This is a genomic window from Streptomyces sp. NPDC026092, from assembly GCF_040638605.1.
Classification (GTDB): Bacteria; Actinomycetota; Actinomycetes; order Streptomycetales; family Streptomycetaceae; genus Streptomyces.
In genome coordinates, this window is sequence record NZ_JBEZYN010000001.1 from 397,681 (window position 1) to 412,101 (window position 14,421).

Here is a 14,421-nt window from a genome sequence, read left to right on the forward strand (position 1 = left end):
TGCCGCCGCACCCGAAGGAGTCCCCCATGGGGTACGCCCACGACTACGCCGCCGCCATCATGCGGCGCGGCCGGGTCCCGATGCCCCCGGCCGACCACGTCCCGAACTGGGCCGACGCCCCGCGGAAGACGAAGTTCTACCCGGGCGCCGACCGCCTTCCCCTGCCCGACGGCGACTACCCGGCCGAGGCCGCCCTCGACGCCGGCCTCGGACTCGCCGAACCCCCCGTCGAGGCAGGCCCGTTCGACCTCCCCGCGCTCTCCGGCATGCTCCGTGACTCCTACGGACTCACCGGTCGCCGCCTCGGCGTCCAGGCCAACACGGACCTGAGCGCCCTGCCCTCGTACCCGCTCGCCAACTGGTCCCGGGGCACCGCCTCCGGCGGTGGGCTCTACCCGGTCAGCGTCTACTGGGTGTCCGGCGCGAGCGGTCCCGTGGCGCCCGGTGTGCACTACTACGCGACCCGCCACCACGCGATGCAGCGCCTGCTGACCGGTGACGTCACCGGCGAGGTGCGCGCGGCGCTCGGCCAGGGGGCGCCGGGGCCGGACCTCACGGACCAGTACCTGGTCCTCGGCGTCAAGTACTGGCAGAACGCCTTCAAGTACAACAGCTTCTCCTTCCACGCCGTGAGCATGGACATCGGGACCGTCCTCCAGACCTGGCGGATGTGGGCCCGCGCCCGGGGACTCGAGATCGAACCGGCCCTGTGGTTCGACGAGGAGCGGCTCGCCCGCCTCCTGTGCGTACGGTCCGTGGAGGAGGGCGTCTTCGCCGTCGTGCCGCTGCGGTGGAAGGGCACGCCGAAGGCGGCCGCGCCCGTCGGCGCCTCGGTGCGCCGCTTCGACGTCGAGCGGTCCCGCACCGTCCTCACCTTCGAGGCGGTGGCCGGCATGCAGGCCGCGACCTCCCGGCGCGCCGCCGACCGTCCCACCGCCGCCGCGCTGGCCCAGGCCGCCGTGGAGCCGCCGCGCGCGGAGTCGGACGAGGTCCGGCTGCCCGCGCCGCGCCCCCTGCATGCGGATGTCCGCACCGCGCTGCGCCACCGGCGCAGCAGCTTCGGCCGCTTCGACGCTCAACGGCCGCTCTCTCTCGACCAGTTGACGGCGTGCCTGGCCGCCGCCACGTCCGCGTCCCGGCTCGGCGGCGACACCCGCGGCGCCGAAGACGCATCGCTTGCGCGGCTGTACGTGTTCGCCAACCACGTCGAGGGGCTCGCCCCTGGCAGCTACGCCTACGACCCCGACGCGGGCGCCCTGCGGCCGGTGAAGGAGGGGCGCCCCGGTGCCTTCCTCCAGCAGAACTACTTCCTGGCCAACTACAACCTGGAGCAGGCGGGGGCCGTGCTCGTGCCGGCCATGCGGACCACGGCGGTCCTCGACGCGGTGGGCGACCGGGGGTACCGCCTGGTCGGCGCGACCATCGGGGCCGTGTCCCAGGCCGTGTACACCGCCTCGGCCGCGATGGACCTGGGCTGCGGGGTGGCCCTGGGCTTCGACAACATCTCGTACATCGAGGAACTCGGCCTCGACGGGACGGGCGAGTCCCCCCTGCTGATCATGCTCATCGGCAACGAGCGGCCCGTCCCGGCCGACTTCCGCTACGAGATCGCCTGAGGGGGAGGGGTCATGGCGCCGTTCGTGATCCGGGTGGCGGGGCTGCCCGTGGAGACCGTGCGAGAGCTGCGCTGTCCCGGCAGCCGCCGCTGGGCCGACGAGGTCGCCGACGCGACCGACGCGCTCCGGGCGGCGGGCGAGGCCGTCGGCGACCTGCTGCACGGCCTGGTCGGACGTACCGAGGACGGGCAGGAGGGTGTCCGGCGGCGGCTCCTCGCGCTGCGGCGCGCCGTCTTCAACGGGCGTCCGCCTCAGGACCCGGTGGGCGTGCGGGAGTTGGTCGCCTCGCTCGACGTGGAGACCGGTCGCGCGCTCGACGCCTGGCTGGCCGACCACCGCAGGCTCGCGGAGCGGCGCGCCGAGGGCGCGGCACTGCTCGCGGAGGAGACCGGTCGCGCCCGCGCCGCCCTGGCCCGTCTCGCCGACGAGGAACGGCTGCGCAAGGCCCTGCTGCTGGCCTCGCCCGTCCTGCACGGCCAACTCGACGCGTACGTACGGGCGGTGGGTCTGGATGCGGGCACCCCCGGGAAGAAGCTGCGCAAGATCGAGCGGTCACTGCTGTCGTATCTCTACCGGACCGTGTGCAAGACCAGCCCGTTCTCCACGTTCACCGGGGTCGCCCTCGGGGAGTTCGCCGCGCACGAGGACGGCCTCGCCGTCCGGGTCGACGACGAGTGGACCGGGCACGCCCGGCTGAACGTGGTCGCCCTCGGGCGGCTCGCCGAGACGATCGCCGCCGACCCGGTCCGCCGCGCGGACCTGCCCGTGTCGCTCGCCAGCGGCTGGGGGCGGGACGACGACCGGGTGCGGTACGTCCGGCGCTGGGTCACCGCGGGCGACGACGACACGGCCGTGACCTTCGACGCCGTACAGGACCGGCTGTTCTTCCTGCGGCGCAGCGGCACGCTGGAGCGGCTGCTCGGCCTCTTCGAGGAGCGCGGCACCCTGCGCCACGGCGAGCTCGCGGTCTGGCTGGCCGCCGAGCACGGCGCGGGCCCGGACGGTGCCGAGGACGTCGAGCGGTATCTGGGCGCCCTCCTCGATGTCGGCATGCTCCAGGTGCCCGTCCTGCGTACCGAGGTCCACGACACCGATCCGCTCCGTGCCTTCCAGGCGGCCCTGCGCGCCGTCGGCCGCCCCTGGGCGGACGAACTGGCCGCCGAACTCGACACCCCGGTGTCGCTCGTCGACCGGTTCGCGGAGGCCGCCCCCGACGAGCGTCCGGCCGTGCTCGGCGCGCTGCGCGAGCGGCTGCGGGAGATCCAGCGCGGGCTGGGGGCCGAGGAGGGGCGCGTACCGCAGACCGTGCTGTACGAGGACGCGGCGGCGGGAACGGCGACCGGTCCCGACGCCGGGACCTGGGCGCGGCTCGCCGAGGCCCCGCTGGCGGCGGTGGAACGGGTCCTGCCCGCCTTCGATCTGACGCTCCCTCAACGGCTCATCCTCAAGGGCTTCTTCCTCGCCCGCTACGGAAAGGGCGGCCGCTGCGACGACCTGCTCAAGCTGGTCCACGACTTCCACGAGGACTTCTTCGAGCAGTACATGTCGTTCACCGCCAAGCGCACCCCCTTCGACGCGGACGGCCGGTACGTCCCCGAGGAGAACTGGCTCGGGCAGCCCGAGCTGAAGGCGCTCGACACCGCTCGACTGGCGTTCGTGGACCGCATGCGTTCCCTGTGGGCGGCGGCCGGCGACACCGGCGCCGACGAGATCCTCCTGGACGACGCCTTCATGGCGGAGATCGCGACCGAACTGGACGGCCTCGCACCGCACTTCGCGCCCATGAGCCACCACCTTCAGCTCGCCGACCGGCCCGACGGCGGACCGCTCCTCGTCCTCAACCGCTCGTACGGTGGCCTCTCCTTCCCCTTCAGCCGCTTCACGGAGCTCTTCGACGGGCTCGCCGAGCGCCTGCTCGAAGCCTCGGCCGCCGTCGTGCCGCCGGGCGCGGTCCTCGCCGAGGTCACCGGCGGCCCGGTGACCAGCAACCTCAACCTGCACGGCCGCCTCGTCCCGTACGAGATCGTCTGCCCCGGCGAGACGGGCACCCTGGAACCGGAGTACCGGATCGACCTCGACGACCTGTGCGTCGAGCACGACGAGGCCACCGACCGGCTCGTCCTCCGGTCCACCCGCCTCGGGCGCGAATTGGTCCCCGTCTACCTCGGCTACCTCGTCCCGCTCGCCCTGCCCGAGCTCGCCCGCACGCTCCTGCTGCTCTCGCCGACCTCCATGGCACCGCTGAACGTCTGGGGCGGCGTGCCCGAGGGCGAGCCGACCGCCGGCGTCACCTCCCGCCCCCGCGTCCGCCACGACGGCCTGGTCCTGGCGCGCCGCAGCTGGAGTGCGCCCGCCACCGCGCTTCCGCCGCGAAGCACGGCGGGCGAGGGCGAGGGGCCCGCCGCCGACGCGGAGCGGTTCCTCGGCTGGCACCGGTTCCGGCGCGCCCACGGGCTTCCGGACCGGGTGTTCGCCACTGTCTCGGACAGCGGGGCCCGTGGGGCGACCGGGGCCAAGCCGCAGTACGTCGACTTCGACAGCGCCCTTTCGCTGGCCGCGTTCGAGGCGCTCCTGAAGAGCGAGCAGGCCCGCGTGGTCTTCCGCGAGGCCCTGCCCGACGAGGACGAGCTGCACGTCACGACCGGGCGAGGCCGCCACGTGGCCGAACTGTCCGTGGAAACCCTGCCGCCGGCGGCGGAGGCAAACCGTGCGGCCCCGGCGATCCCCGCGACCCCCGTGACCTCTGCGACCCTCGCCACCCCGCCGTCCCCGCAGCCCCGGAAGGGGAACTCCCGATGACCGCCACCACCCCACCCGCGACCCCGCCGTCCGCCACCGCGACCCCGGCGGCCGGGCAGGGCGCCTGGCAGGCCACGCACGTCTTCTACGCCGCCAACCCCCGCCCCTTCCTGCTCCAGTGCGTGCGCCCGCTGGTGGCCGAACTCGCGGCGGACGGACTCCTCGGCAACTGGTTCTTCATCAACTACTGGCTCCAGGGCCCGCACGTCCGGCTCCGGATCCGCCCCTCCTCGCCCGCCGCCGAGGACGAGGTGCGCCGCAGGACCGAGCAGGCGATCGACACCTTCCTGGCCGAGCGCCCGGCGCTGTACGAGGTGGACTCGGGCTTCCTGCACGACTTCTACAACACGCTCTTCGAGATCGAGTTCCCCGGCGCGGAGCGCGCGCCCTTCGTCGACGACGACGGCCGGATGATGCTGCGGCCCAACAACTCGCGCAGCGCCGAGCCGTACGAGCCGGAGTTCGGCAAGTACGGCGGCCCGGCCGGGGTCGAGCTGGCCGAGTGGCACTTCCGGCACTCCAGCGAGCTGGTCGTGGACGGCTTCCGCACCAAGAACCTCCACCTGCGGACGGTGCTGCTCGGCACCTCCGCCCAGCTGATGATGGTCATGTCGGCTGCCTTCCTGCCGGAGGAGCGGGAGCTGGCCGACTACCTCGACAGCTACTACGAGTTCTGGCACAAGGCGTTTCCCGGCACCGGCTTCATCGGGAGCGAGGAGTACGACCGCAACTACGCCGCCATGGCCCCGGACCTGACCGCCCGCTTCGCCGCCGTCCGGGCCGCCGTGGCGGCGGGCGGGCAGCGGCCCGTACGGCTGCCTTCGTTCCTCGGCGGGTGGGCCGACCACTGCCTCGAACTGCGCGAGCGCGCGGAACGGCTCGCGCGCGACGGCGACCTGGTCTTCCGTTCCTGGGACGGCGAGCGGGACGAGCGCGTCACCGACCCGGCGGTCGCGCTGCCGCTCCTGCTCTCCCCGTACATGCACATGACCAACAACCGGCTGCACGTGACCATCCGCGACGAGGCGTACCTCTCCCACGTCCTGGGCCGCTGCCTGCGGGAGTCCCCATGACGGCGGAGGTCGAGTACCGGCCGGCCCTCCGCGCGGGCGTGCTCGTGAGCGACCCCTACCTGCGCGGCCCGGCCACCGTGCACCTGATCAAGGACACCGTCGGCGGTCAGTCCTTCAAGGTCGGCGTCAAGGAGTCCTTCCTCATCTCCCGGATGGACGGCAGCCGTACGCTCGACCAGCTCGGCGAGGCGTACGCGCGGGAGTACGGGCGCCGGCTCGGCGACGCCAACTGGGGGCAGCTGCTCGGCATGCTGGGCACCCGCGGCCTGCTCGCGGACTCGGCCCCGCACGACGGCTCGGCCTCGGCCGCCGTCCCCGAGGCGGCGCCCGCGCGGCGCCTCCTCGCCGGCAGCATCCGGCTCGTCGCGGACGCCGACGCCACCACCGCGCGCCTGCACCGCGCCGCCGGCTTCCTGTTGTACCCCGTGTGCATGGTGCCGCTGCTCGTCGCCGTCCTCGCCATGGAGACCGTCCTCGCCCTGCGCCTGGGCGACGCCGTGCTCGCCGCCCGGGACCTCTTCCTCAACCCCGTCCTGCTGGCCGCCACGGGCGTCCTGCTCTGGCTGAGCACCGCGCTCCACGAACTGGCGCACGGAGTGGTCGCACGCCATTTCGGCGGACGAGTCGGCGAGATCGGCCTGCGCTGGCGGCTCCCGGTGGTGATCATGTATTGCACCGTGGACAACTACCTCTACCTCCGGACCCGTTGGCACCGCATCGCGACCGCCGTCGCGGGCGCCGTGATGAACCTCCTCTTCCTGCTGCCCTTCTGCGCCCTCTGGCTCTGGGCACCGGTGGACGCGGCGACCCACGACGCCCTGACCGGACTGCTGCTGCTCGGCAGCCTGCAGGCGTTCGCGATGCTGGTCCCGCTGCCGCCGCTCGACGGCTACAAGATCGTCAGCCAGTGGGCCGGAGCCACCGAACTCGCCGCCTCCAGCCGCGACTTCCTCCGCCTCGCCGTCCGCCGCGACCCGGCGGCGGCCGGCTACCCGGGCCGGGCTCGTACCGTCTACACCGCCTACGGACTGGGCACCCTGCTCGTCCTCGGAGTTCTCGCCGCCTCGGCGGCGGCCATCGTCCACCACCTGCTGACCGCGGCCCGAGCCGCGTGACCAAGGAGCGCACCATGCCCCCCACCACCCCGTCTCCCGCGCGGGAGAGCGCGGCCCCGCACGAGACCACCGAGCCGGGAGGGGGCGCCGAGCGCCGGGACGCGGCCATCGTGCTCGACTCCGTGCACAAGCGGTACGGCTCCAAGCAGGCCGTGGACGGCATCTCGCTCACGGTGGCGCGCGGCGAGTTCTTCGGACTGCTCGGCCCCAACGGCGCCGGGAAGACCACCCTGATCGAGATCGTGGAGGGGCAGCGGCAGGCCGACTCCGGCACGGTCGCCGTGTTCGGGGAGAGCCCCTGGCCCCGCAACGTCGGCCTGCTGCCCCGGATCGGCGTGCAGACCCAGACCTCCGCGTTCTTCGTCCGGCTGACGGCCCGCGAGCACCTGGAGACGGTCGCCGCGCTCTACGGCGCCGGAACGGACGCCGCCGCACGGGCCCTGGAATCCGTGGGTCTCACCGAGCACGGCGCGGTCCGCGTCGAGGACCTGTCCGGCGGCCAGCGCCAGCGGCTCGCGATCGCCTCGGCTCTCGTGCACGAGCCGGAGCTGATCTTCCTGGACGAGCCGACGGCCGCCCTCGATCCGCAGGCCCGCCGCGCGCTCTGGCAGGTCCTGCGCGAGCTGAAGGGCGCCGGCCGCACCATCGTCTACACCACCCACCACCTCGACGAGGCCGAGGCGCTCTGCGACCGGGTCGCCATCATCGTGGACGGGCGGGTGCGCGCGCTCGACACCCCGGCACGGCTCGTCTCCGCGGGCAGCCCCACCACCTGCCTGGTGGTCCCCGCCGGGCGGCTCACCCCGGAGGCCGCGCGGGCCATCCCCGGTGTCATCGGCGTCACCGAGGAGCCCGACGCCGTCGTCCTGGAGACCCTCGACGCGGGGCCCGTCCTGGCGGCGGTCGGCGAGATCGCCGGCCTCCAGGGCATCCGCACCCGTACGGCCAGCCTGGAGGACGTGTACCTCCAACTGACCGGCGACGTCACCCCGCAGCCGTAACCACGCCCCGCCCGGTCCACCGGACGTGGACAGAGTTCAGAGAACGGACACGGAGACCCACCCCATGAGCGCATACGCCGCACTGACCCGCGCGGGCTACCGGGCCTACACCCGCGACAAGACCACCCTCTTCTTCACCTTCGCCTTCCCGCTGCTCTTCCTGGTCGTGTTCGGGCTGATCTTCCACGGCAAGGAGGTCGAGCAGAGCGGGCAGCCGTACATCAACTACATCGCCCCCGGCGTGCTGTCCTGGGGTGTCGCCAACGCGGCCGTCTTCGGGGTGGGCTTCGTGCTCATGCAGTGGCGCCGAGACGACATCCTGCGGCTCATCCGGATGACGCCGGTCCGGCTGCCCTCCGTGCTCGCCTCCCGCTACGGGCTCGCCGTCGCCATCGGCATCGTGCAGACCGCGCTGTTCGTGGGGGTGGCGCTGCTGCCCTGGTTCGGGCTGAAGCCGGCCGGCTCCTGGCCGCTCGTGCTGCCGGTCCTCGTGCTCGGCATCACCGCCTTCCTCGCCCTCGGCGTCATCGTCGGCTCGTTCGCGAAGACGCCCGAGGCGGTCGCGGCCGTCGCCAACTGCCTGATGATCCCGATGGCGTTCCTGTCCGGTTCCTTCTTCCCGCTGGACGCGATGCCGGAGTGGATGCAGAGCCTCGCCCACGCCCTGCCGCTCTTCTACCTCAACGACGGCGTCTCCGCCGCGCTCACCGGCAACGGCTCGGGCGGCGACATCGGCGTGGCCTGCGCCGTCCTCGCCGGAGTCGCCGTCGTCCTCGGAGCCATCGCCTTGAAGACCTTCCGCTGGAGCGACAAGTCATGACGACCCAGGCGCCGAGCGCACAGTCCGCCGCCCCCGCGGGCGCACCGCTGGAGGCGGCCAGGGCGCTGCTCCAGCGCGCGCTGACCGCCCGCCACGCCGGACAGGAGCGGCTGCCCGCACCCCTGGTGGTTCCGCTCGGCGCCGCCGACACCCTGGGCTTCGGCCGCCCCGACCCGTACGCCCGGATTCGGCCCGAGGCCACCGTCCACCTCACCTCACGGGCCGTGCTCCTCGGCCCCTGGGGCGGCGGCCGGGACGGCGCGCGGGTGGCCTGCGGGCAGTGCCTCGCCATGCGCTGGCAGCGGCTGCGCAGCCGCTCCGAGCGGGAAGCCCTGGAGCTGGGGTACGCGTCTCAAGGCGCCGTCGCCTGGCCGGTGTTCACCGACTACGCCCTGGACGCCGTCTGGGCCGCGTACCGGGCGACGCTCCCCGGCGACCGCACCGGCCCCTCCACAGCCTCGGCGCCCGACCGGGAGCTGCCGCAGGTCACCCGGGTCGACCTCGCGACCCTCGCCACGGCGACCTTCCCGCTGCTGCCCGAGCCGCTCTGCCCCTCGTGCGTGCGCGAGCGCCCCGACACCGCCGAGTCGGCCCGGATGACCCTCGGCCCGGCGCCCAAGCCGGACCCGTCCGGATACCGGCTGCGGTCCCTCGGCTCGTACCCGCTGCCCACCACGGCCCTGGCCAACCCGGTCTGCGGCGCCCTCGGCTCCGACGTCTGGATCAACCCGGTCTCCACCACCACCGCCCCGGTGGCCGGCACCCATTTCGTCCGGGGCTACGCGGGCCTCAACGACGTCACCTGGAGCGGCCAGGCCAACAGCTACGGCACCAGCCGTACGCTGGCCCAGCTGGAGGGCCTGGAGCGCTACGCGGGCACCCACCGCCGACGCGGCACGGCGCCCGTCTCCGCCTCGTACCACGAACTCCTCGCCGCCGGGACGCCCGTCCTCGACCCCGCCGAGTGCGGTCTGTACGCCCCGGAGACGTACGAACGCGACCACCTCGTCAGCCCGTTCGACCCGGACCGCGCCATCCCCTGGGTGTGGGGCCACTCGCTGCGCTCCGACGCGCCCGTCCTCGTACCGGCGCGCCTCGCGCACTACAGCGCGGGCGTCGACGCCGACAACTTCGTCTTCGAGTGCTCCAACGGCTGTGCCACCGGCGGGAGCCTCGAAGAGGCCATCCTCTTCGGCCTGTTGGAGCTGATCGAGCGGGACGCCTTCCTGCTCGCCTGGTACGGCCGTGCCCGGCTCACCCGGATCGACCTCGCCACCTGCCGCGCCCCCGCGATCCGTTCGATGATCGACCGGGCCGCGCTGCACGGCTACGACGTGTACGCCTACGACAACCGCATGGACCTCGCCGTCCCCGTCGTCACCGCGCTCGCCGTCCGCCGCGACGGCGGTCCCGGCGCTCTCTCCTTCGCCGCCGCGGCCGGCTTCGACCCCGAGAGCACCGTGGACTCCGCGCTCTCCGAAGTCCTCACCTACATCCCCCATCTGCCCTACCAGGTGGCCGAACGGATCGGCGAACTGGAGGAGATGGCCCAGGACTTCACCAAGGTCCTCCACCTCAAGGACCACGCCCAGCTCTACGGGCTGCCCTCGATGACCGTGCACGCGGCCGAGTACCTGGAGCCGGACGGCGTCCTGTCGCTCGACGAGGCCTTCGCCGACTGGGAGCCGAAGCGCCCCCGCACCGGGGACCTGATGGACGACCTGCGGCTGCTCCGCGACGAGCTGGTCCACGCCGGGCACGATGTGATCGCCGTCGACCAGACGACCCCCGAGCAGCGGCGGATGGGCCTGCACACGGTCGCCGCGATCGTGCCGGGACTGCTGCCCCTCGACTTCGGCTGGACCCGCCAGCGGGCCCTGCTGATGCCCCGGCTGCGCACCGCCCTGCGGGCGTCCGGCAGACGGGCCGCCGATCTGCGCGAGGACGAGATCAAGGCCGTGCCGCACCCGTTCCCGTGAGCCGCCTCCGTACGGCCGGCGAACGAGGGGAAGCCCCCGCCCGGGCGGGGTTCACCGCCGGGCGGGGGCTGCCGATCGCGGGGTACGCGCGATCAGGCGCTGCAGGAGGTGGTGCTGGTGGTGCTGGAGCAGGTGGAGGTCGAGGAGGACGAGGTGCACCCGGCCAGGACGACCTCGACCGCGTCCGAGTAGTCCGAGATCTCGAAGGTCTCCGACTCCAGCTCGAGGATCTCGTCGGCGAGGGTCGCGAGCTCCGTCTTGGGCGCCATGGGGTTCTCCTTCGCGTCACAGGGGTCCGCCGGCTGCTCCGGCGGCACTCCCTTGCGAGGCCTCATTCCAGCCGGGCCCGCTGTCAGATCGGCCGTCGTGCCGCTGTCAGTTCGCTGTCACCCCGTGACAGCGCCCCGCAGGCCGCACTGACCGGCCCGTACCCCACCCTCGCGAAGAGCGGGACACCCAGCCGCACCAGGACGCTCAGCAGCCCGAGGGCACCCCGCAGCCCGACGGCACCCGGCAGCCCGAGGACACCCAGCCGCACCAGGACGCCCGGCCGTCCGCAGCCCCGGCAGGAGACAGACATGGACACGACGCCAGCCACCGAGGTGCCCGAGGTCGTCGAGGTGCCCGAGGAGGAGCTGCGGCCCGCCCTCGAGCTCTACCTCGACCTGCACACCCACCCCGAGCTCTCCGGCGACGAGGCACGCACCGCCGACCGCTTCGCCGCCTGGCTGGAGCTGCACGGCTGTACCGTCGCCCGGGGTGTGGGCAAGGGCCACGGCGTCGTCGGAGTCCTGCGCAACGGCCCCGGACCCACCGTGCTGCTCCGCGCCGACCTGGACGCCCTGCCGGTCACCGAACGTACGGGCCTGCGGTACGCCAGTACGGTCCCCGGCGTGATGCACGCGTGCGGCCACGACCTGCACCTGGCGGCCGCCGCGGGCGCGCTCGCCCGGCTCGCCCGCTCCCGCTCCGCCTGGCGGGGCACGGTCCTCGTCGTCGGCCAGCCCGCCGAGGAGACCCTCCAGGGCGCGCGGGCGATGGTCGACGACGGTCTTTACGAGCGGTTCGGCACCCCGGACCTCGTCCTCGCCCAGCACGCGGCGCCGTTACCCGCCGGGACGGTCGCGCACGCGGGCCCCGGTCCGCTGATGCCCGCCAGTACGGCGCTTGAGGTCGTCATCCACGGGCGCGGCGGCCACGGCGGCACCCCGCACCTCTCCGTCGACCCGGTCCTGACCGCGGCCGCCACCGTCGTACGGCTCCAGTCGGTGGTCGCGCGGGAGACCGCGCCGGCCGAGCCGGTCGTCCTCACCGTCGGCTCCCTGCGCGCCGGTGACCGCGCCAACGTCATCCCCGACCGGGCCGAACTGAGCGTGTCCACACGGGCGTTCGGGGACGCGGCGCTCGCCCGGGTCGACGCGGCCGTGGAGCGGATCGTCCGCGCCGAGTGCGCGGCGTCCGGCTGCCCGAGAGAGCCGGAGTTCACGGTCACCGCCCGCTCGCCCGTCCTCGTCCCGGACCCGGCGGCGACGGCCGCCCTGCGCCGGGTCCACGCGACCGCGCTCGGCGCGCGCCGGGTCACGCTCACGCCCCCGCTCACCGCCACCGAGGACTACGCCGCCTTCGGCGCGGACGGCGTCCCCCTGGCGTACTGGCTGCTCGGCACGGTCGGGGCCGCGCGGTGGCGGCGGGCCGTGGAGTCGGGCGAGCCGCTCCCGCCCAACCACGCACCGGAGTTCGCCCCGGACGTACGCACCGCCCTGCCGACCGGCATCACCGCCCTCACGGCCGCCGCCCTGCACGTCCTCACGGCTGGAGAGGGGACATGATCGTGACCGACCACGCGCTCCGATTCGTCGACGTGGTGGCCGTACGCCACGACGCCACGGCCCCGGCGGGGCCGACGACCGTGATCCGCCTCCTCTGTCTGCTGCCGGGTCACTGGGCCTGTACGCCCCAGGTGGCCGCCGACCGCATCCGGCTGCGGATCGCCCTCGACGGGGACGTCGACCGTCCGGCCGTGCGGCGGACGGTGGCCGCCGTCCTCGCGGACGCCGCCCTGCACGGCTGGTCGGTGCCTGGCGGCAGTCGGTAGGCCCCGGGTTCAGATCCAGCCGCGCTCGCGCGCGAGGAGGGCGGCCTGGGCCCTGCTGTTGGCGCCGAGGGTCTGGAGCAGTTCGGCGACGTAGCGCCGATAGGTACGGACCGAGACCTCCAACTCGCGTGCCCCCGCCTCGTCCTTGGCACCCGTGCACATGAACGCAAGCACCTGTCGCTCGCGTTCGGTCAGATCGCCGCCGCCACCGGGTCCGGAGCCCTCGGAGCGAGCCGAGGAGGCGAGATCCTCCGCGCCCTCCCAGATCTTCTCGAACAGCGCGATGATGTTCGTGACCAGGCCGCTCTGGTGCGCGAGCAGCGCGCCGCGCGCGGTGTTGCGCGGGTCGAGCGGTACAAGGGCGGTGGAGCGGTCGTACACGATCATCCGCTCGGCGGTGTCGCCGGTGACCCGTATCTCGGCCCCGTGGGAGGCCAGTTCGCGGAGGTAGTCGGCCGTCGGCCGGTCGTCGAGCGCGGCGCGTACGACCACGTTGCGGATCCGTACGCCGCGCCGCAGACATCGCAGGTCGAGCGGCCGGGAGCGGGCGATGTTCTCGGGGGAGAGCCGGTGGGAGGTCTCGACGGCCAGGATCTCGTCGCGGGCGAAGAAGGCGAGGTCGTCGATCCGGTTGCGGATGTTGGAGAGGCCGTCCAGCTGCTCGATGCCGACGGAGGTCTCCGTGCGGGCCGAGGTCTCCGCGCGTAACCCGTCGATGACGTGCCGGGATCGGGTGACCCGTTGCAGCTCCCGGTGCAGCTCGGTGAGCCGGCGGTCGGTCAGCCGGGTCAGTGCCGCCTCGGGTTCGGCGGGGGAGACCCGTCCGTCGGGCCGTTCGGGGTGGAGCAGTTCGAGGGCGCGCAGCCGCGCGAGGCAGGCGCGGGTCTCGTCCGGGTCGGTGTGCAGCAGCAGATGGACGTCGTCGGCGGGGGTGTCCGGGTTGCGGAGGAAATGCCGGTAGAGCTCCTCCTCCAGAGCCGAGACTCCGAACACGGCCATCTCGTTCTCGGCCACGTGCGCATCGCCCCCAGTCCCTGATCCACGGTGGCGGTGTGCGGGTCTCGCGGGCCACCGGTGTGGTCGTGGGAACACTAGATGATCGCACCGCTGGCCGTGACCGGCTCGGACCGGAGCGTGTACGAAGCGTCGGTGAATTTGTGGGTGGTTCCCCCCCCGGGATGGGCCACGTGACCGTCCCCGTCATCGTCCTTGTCGCCGTCCTCATCCCCGTCCTCATCCCCGTCCTCATCGCCGTTCTCGGCCGGGCGCCGCGTACAGTGTCGGCGGGCGCGGTGTGATCACGAGGAGTACGAGTGACCGCGGTGAGTCTTGAACACACCACCGTCCCCGCCGACACCGGCGAGGTGACCCTGCTGATAGCCCGCCGGGTGGAGCCCGGCTACGAAGCGGCCTTCGAGCGGTGGGCCAGGGGCATCCTCGAGAGCGCGGCCGCCTTCCCGGGGCACCTCGGGTACGGGCTCTTCCGCTCGTCCGGAGGCGACGCCCCCTGGTTCCTCGTCCACCGGTTCCGGGACGCGGAGGCCTGCCGGATCTGGCAGGAGTCGCCGGAGAGGGCGGCCTGGTTCGCGGATTGCGAGGGGCACCACCACACCGAGATAGCCCGGCGGAAACTGACCGGCATGGAGACCTGGTTCGCCAAGCCGGGCTCGACCCGGCCCGCGCCGCCGCGGTGGAAGATGGCGATCAGCGCGACGCTCGCGATCTACCCGATCTCGCTCCTCGGCGGCTGGCTCCTGGTGCCCCGGCTGACCGCGCTGCCGTACGTGCTGAGCAGCGCGGTCGTCGCGTGTGTCTTCAACGTCCTGATGACGTACGTGTCGATGCCGGCCGTGAGCAGGCTCCTCAGGGGCTGGCTGAGCCGCTGAGGAGTCGCCTTCAGGACGCTTGAGAGGTGTCTTCAGG

Annotated in this window: 13 protein-coding genes; 10 read left to right on the forward strand and 3 right to left on the reverse strand. The window is 73.5% G+C overall.

Translation table 11 applies throughout. The features are described 5' to 3' along the window. Nucleotides 1-26 precede the first annotated feature (26 nt). The 7 genes from AB0F56_RS01715 (at nucleotide 27) to AB0F56_RS01745 (ending at nucleotide 10,403) form a co-directional block, all read left to right on the forward strand. Nucleotides 27-1,616 (forward strand): nitroreductase family protein, encoded by a 1,590-nt coding sequence (locus AB0F56_RS01715; protein ID WP_362002855.1) that lies wholly within the window; start codon nucleotides 27-29, stop codon nucleotides 1,614-1,616. Nucleotides 1,617-1,628: 12 nt separating this feature from the next. Next, nucleotides 1,629-4,415 (forward strand): lantibiotic dehydratase, encoded by a 2,787-nt coding sequence (locus AB0F56_RS01720; protein ID WP_362002857.1) that lies wholly within the window; start codon nucleotides 1,629-1,631, stop codon nucleotides 4,413-4,415. Continuing rightward, nucleotides 4,412-5,488 carry a lantibiotic dehydratase C-terminal domain-containing protein gene (locus tag AB0F56_RS01725; protein ID WP_362002859.1) on the forward strand — a complete coding sequence of 359 codons (1,077 nt, stop codon included), beginning with the start codon at nucleotides 4,412-4,414 and terminating at the stop codon, nucleotides 5,486-5,488. Before AB0F56_RS01720 ends, AB0F56_RS01725 begins: the two co-directional genes overlap by 4 nt. Beyond that, the gene (locus tag AB0F56_RS01730; protein WP_362002861.1) at nucleotides 5,485-6,603 is read left to right on the forward strand and encodes a M50 family metallopeptidase; all 1,119 of its coding nucleotides are present in this window, start codon (nucleotides 5,485-5,487) and stop codon (nucleotides 6,601-6,603) included. Before AB0F56_RS01725 ends, AB0F56_RS01730 begins: the two co-directional genes overlap by 4 nt. Before the next feature lie 14 nt (nucleotides 6,604-6,617). Beyond that, nucleotides 6,618-7,604 (forward strand): ABC transporter ATP-binding protein, encoded by a 987-nt coding sequence (locus AB0F56_RS01735; protein ID WP_362002863.1) that lies wholly within the window; start codon nucleotides 6,618-6,620, stop codon nucleotides 7,602-7,604. Between the two features lie 64 nt (nucleotides 7,605-7,668). Continuing rightward, on the forward strand, nucleotides 7,669-8,424 hold the full coding sequence (locus tag AB0F56_RS01740; RefSeq protein WP_362002865.1) for an ABC transporter permease: 756 nt from the start codon (nucleotides 7,669-7,671) through the stop codon (nucleotides 8,422-8,424). Next, a complete protein-coding gene (locus AB0F56_RS01745; RefSeq protein WP_362002867.1) occupies nucleotides 8,421-10,403 on the forward strand; it encodes a TOMM precursor leader peptide-binding protein in 1,983 nt (660 codons plus the stop codon). The genes AB0F56_RS01740 and AB0F56_RS01745 overlap by 4 nt, the downstream gene beginning before the upstream one ends. Nucleotides 10,404-10,495: 92 nt before the next feature. Here AB0F56_RS01745 and AB0F56_RS01750 read toward each other — a convergent pair whose 3' ends face one another. Continuing rightward, nucleotides 10,496-10,672 carry a thiazolylpeptide-type bacteriocin gene (locus tag AB0F56_RS01750; RefSeq protein ID WP_015609023.1) on the reverse strand — a complete coding sequence of 59 codons (177 nt, stop codon included), beginning with the start codon at nucleotides 10,670-10,672 and terminating at the stop codon, nucleotides 10,496-10,498. Between the two features lie 83 nt (nucleotides 10,673-10,755). Next, nucleotides 10,756-10,983, reverse strand: coding sequence for a hypothetical protein (locus AB0F56_RS01755; protein ID WP_362002869.1), 228 nt, complete (start codon nucleotides 10,981-10,983; stop codon nucleotides 10,756-10,758). Between AB0F56_RS01755 and AB0F56_RS01760 the strand changes: the two genes are divergently transcribed. Together AB0F56_RS01760 and AB0F56_RS01765 are read left to right on the forward strand one after the other, a co-directional pair. Continuing rightward, nucleotides 10,982-12,232, forward strand: coding sequence for an amidohydrolase (locus AB0F56_RS01760; protein WP_362002871.1), 1,251 nt, complete (start codon nucleotides 10,982-10,984; stop codon nucleotides 12,230-12,232). The genes AB0F56_RS01755 and AB0F56_RS01760 overlap by 2 nt on opposite strands. Then, nucleotides 12,229-12,498, forward strand: coding sequence for a hypothetical protein (locus AB0F56_RS01765; RefSeq protein WP_362002873.1), 270 nt, complete (start codon nucleotides 12,229-12,231; stop codon nucleotides 12,496-12,498). Before AB0F56_RS01760 ends, AB0F56_RS01765 begins: the two co-directional genes overlap by 4 nt. A 9-nt stretch (nucleotides 12,499-12,507) precedes the next feature. Here the strand turns inward: AB0F56_RS01765 and AB0F56_RS01770 are convergent, their stop codons facing one another. After that, nucleotides 12,508-13,512: a LuxR C-terminal-related transcriptional regulator gene (locus tag AB0F56_RS01770; protein ID WP_362002875.1), complete on the reverse strand. Its 1,005-nt coding sequence runs from the start codon at nucleotides 13,510-13,512 to the stop codon at nucleotides 12,508-12,510. A 308-nt stretch (nucleotides 13,513-13,820) separates the two neighbouring features. Between AB0F56_RS01770 and AB0F56_RS01775 the strand changes: the two genes are divergently transcribed. Next, nucleotides 13,821-14,384, forward strand: a complete 564-nt coding sequence (locus tag AB0F56_RS01775; RefSeq protein WP_362002877.1) for an antibiotic biosynthesis monooxygenase — start codon at nucleotides 13,821-13,823, stop codon at nucleotides 14,382-14,384. Nucleotides 14,385-14,421: the final 37 nt, after the last annotated feature.

What these genes read in the sequence shown, in the direction of transcription:
- AB0F56_RS01760 (WP_362002871.1), top strand. Translation starts at nt 10,982, where the DNA reads ATGGACACGACGCCAGCCACCGAGGTGCCCGAGGTCGTCGAGGTGCCC.
- AB0F56_RS01725 (WP_362002859.1), top strand. Translation starts at nt 4,412, where the DNA reads ATGACCGCCACCACCCCACCCGCGACCCCGCCGTCCGCCACCGCGACC.
- AB0F56_RS01730 (WP_362002861.1), top strand. Translation starts at nt 5,485, where the DNA reads ATGACGGCGGAGGTCGAGTACCGGCCGGCCCTCCGCGCGGGCGTGCTC.
- AB0F56_RS01715 (WP_362002855.1), top strand. Translation starts at nt 27, where the DNA reads ATGGGGTACGCCCACGACTACGCCGCCGCCATCATGCGGCGCGGCCGG.
- AB0F56_RS01755 (WP_362002869.1), bottom strand. Translation starts at nt 10,983, where the DNA reads ATGTCTGTCTCCTGCCGGGGCTGCGGACGGCCGGGCGTCCTGGTGCGG.
- AB0F56_RS01765 (WP_362002873.1), top strand. Translation starts at nt 12,229, where the DNA reads ATGATCGTGACCGACCACGCGCTCCGATTCGTCGACGTGGTGGCCGTA.
- AB0F56_RS01740 (WP_362002865.1), top strand. Translation starts at nt 7,669, where the DNA reads ATGAGCGCATACGCCGCACTGACCCGCGCGGGCTACCGGGCCTACACC.
- AB0F56_RS01745 (WP_362002867.1), top strand. Translation starts at nt 8,421, where the DNA reads ATGACGACCCAGGCGCCGAGCGCACAGTCCGCCGCCCCCGCGGGCGCA.
- AB0F56_RS01720 (WP_362002857.1), top strand. Translation starts at nt 1,629, where the DNA reads ATGGCGCCGTTCGTGATCCGGGTGGCGGGGCTGCCCGTGGAGACCGTG.
- AB0F56_RS01750 (WP_015609023.1), bottom strand. Translation starts at nt 10,672, where the DNA reads ATGGCGCCCAAGACGGAGCTCGCGACCCTCGCCGACGAGATCCTCGAG.
- AB0F56_RS01735 (WP_362002863.1), top strand. Translation starts at nt 6,618, where the DNA reads ATGCCCCCCACCACCCCGTCTCCCGCGCGGGAGAGCGCGGCCCCGCAC.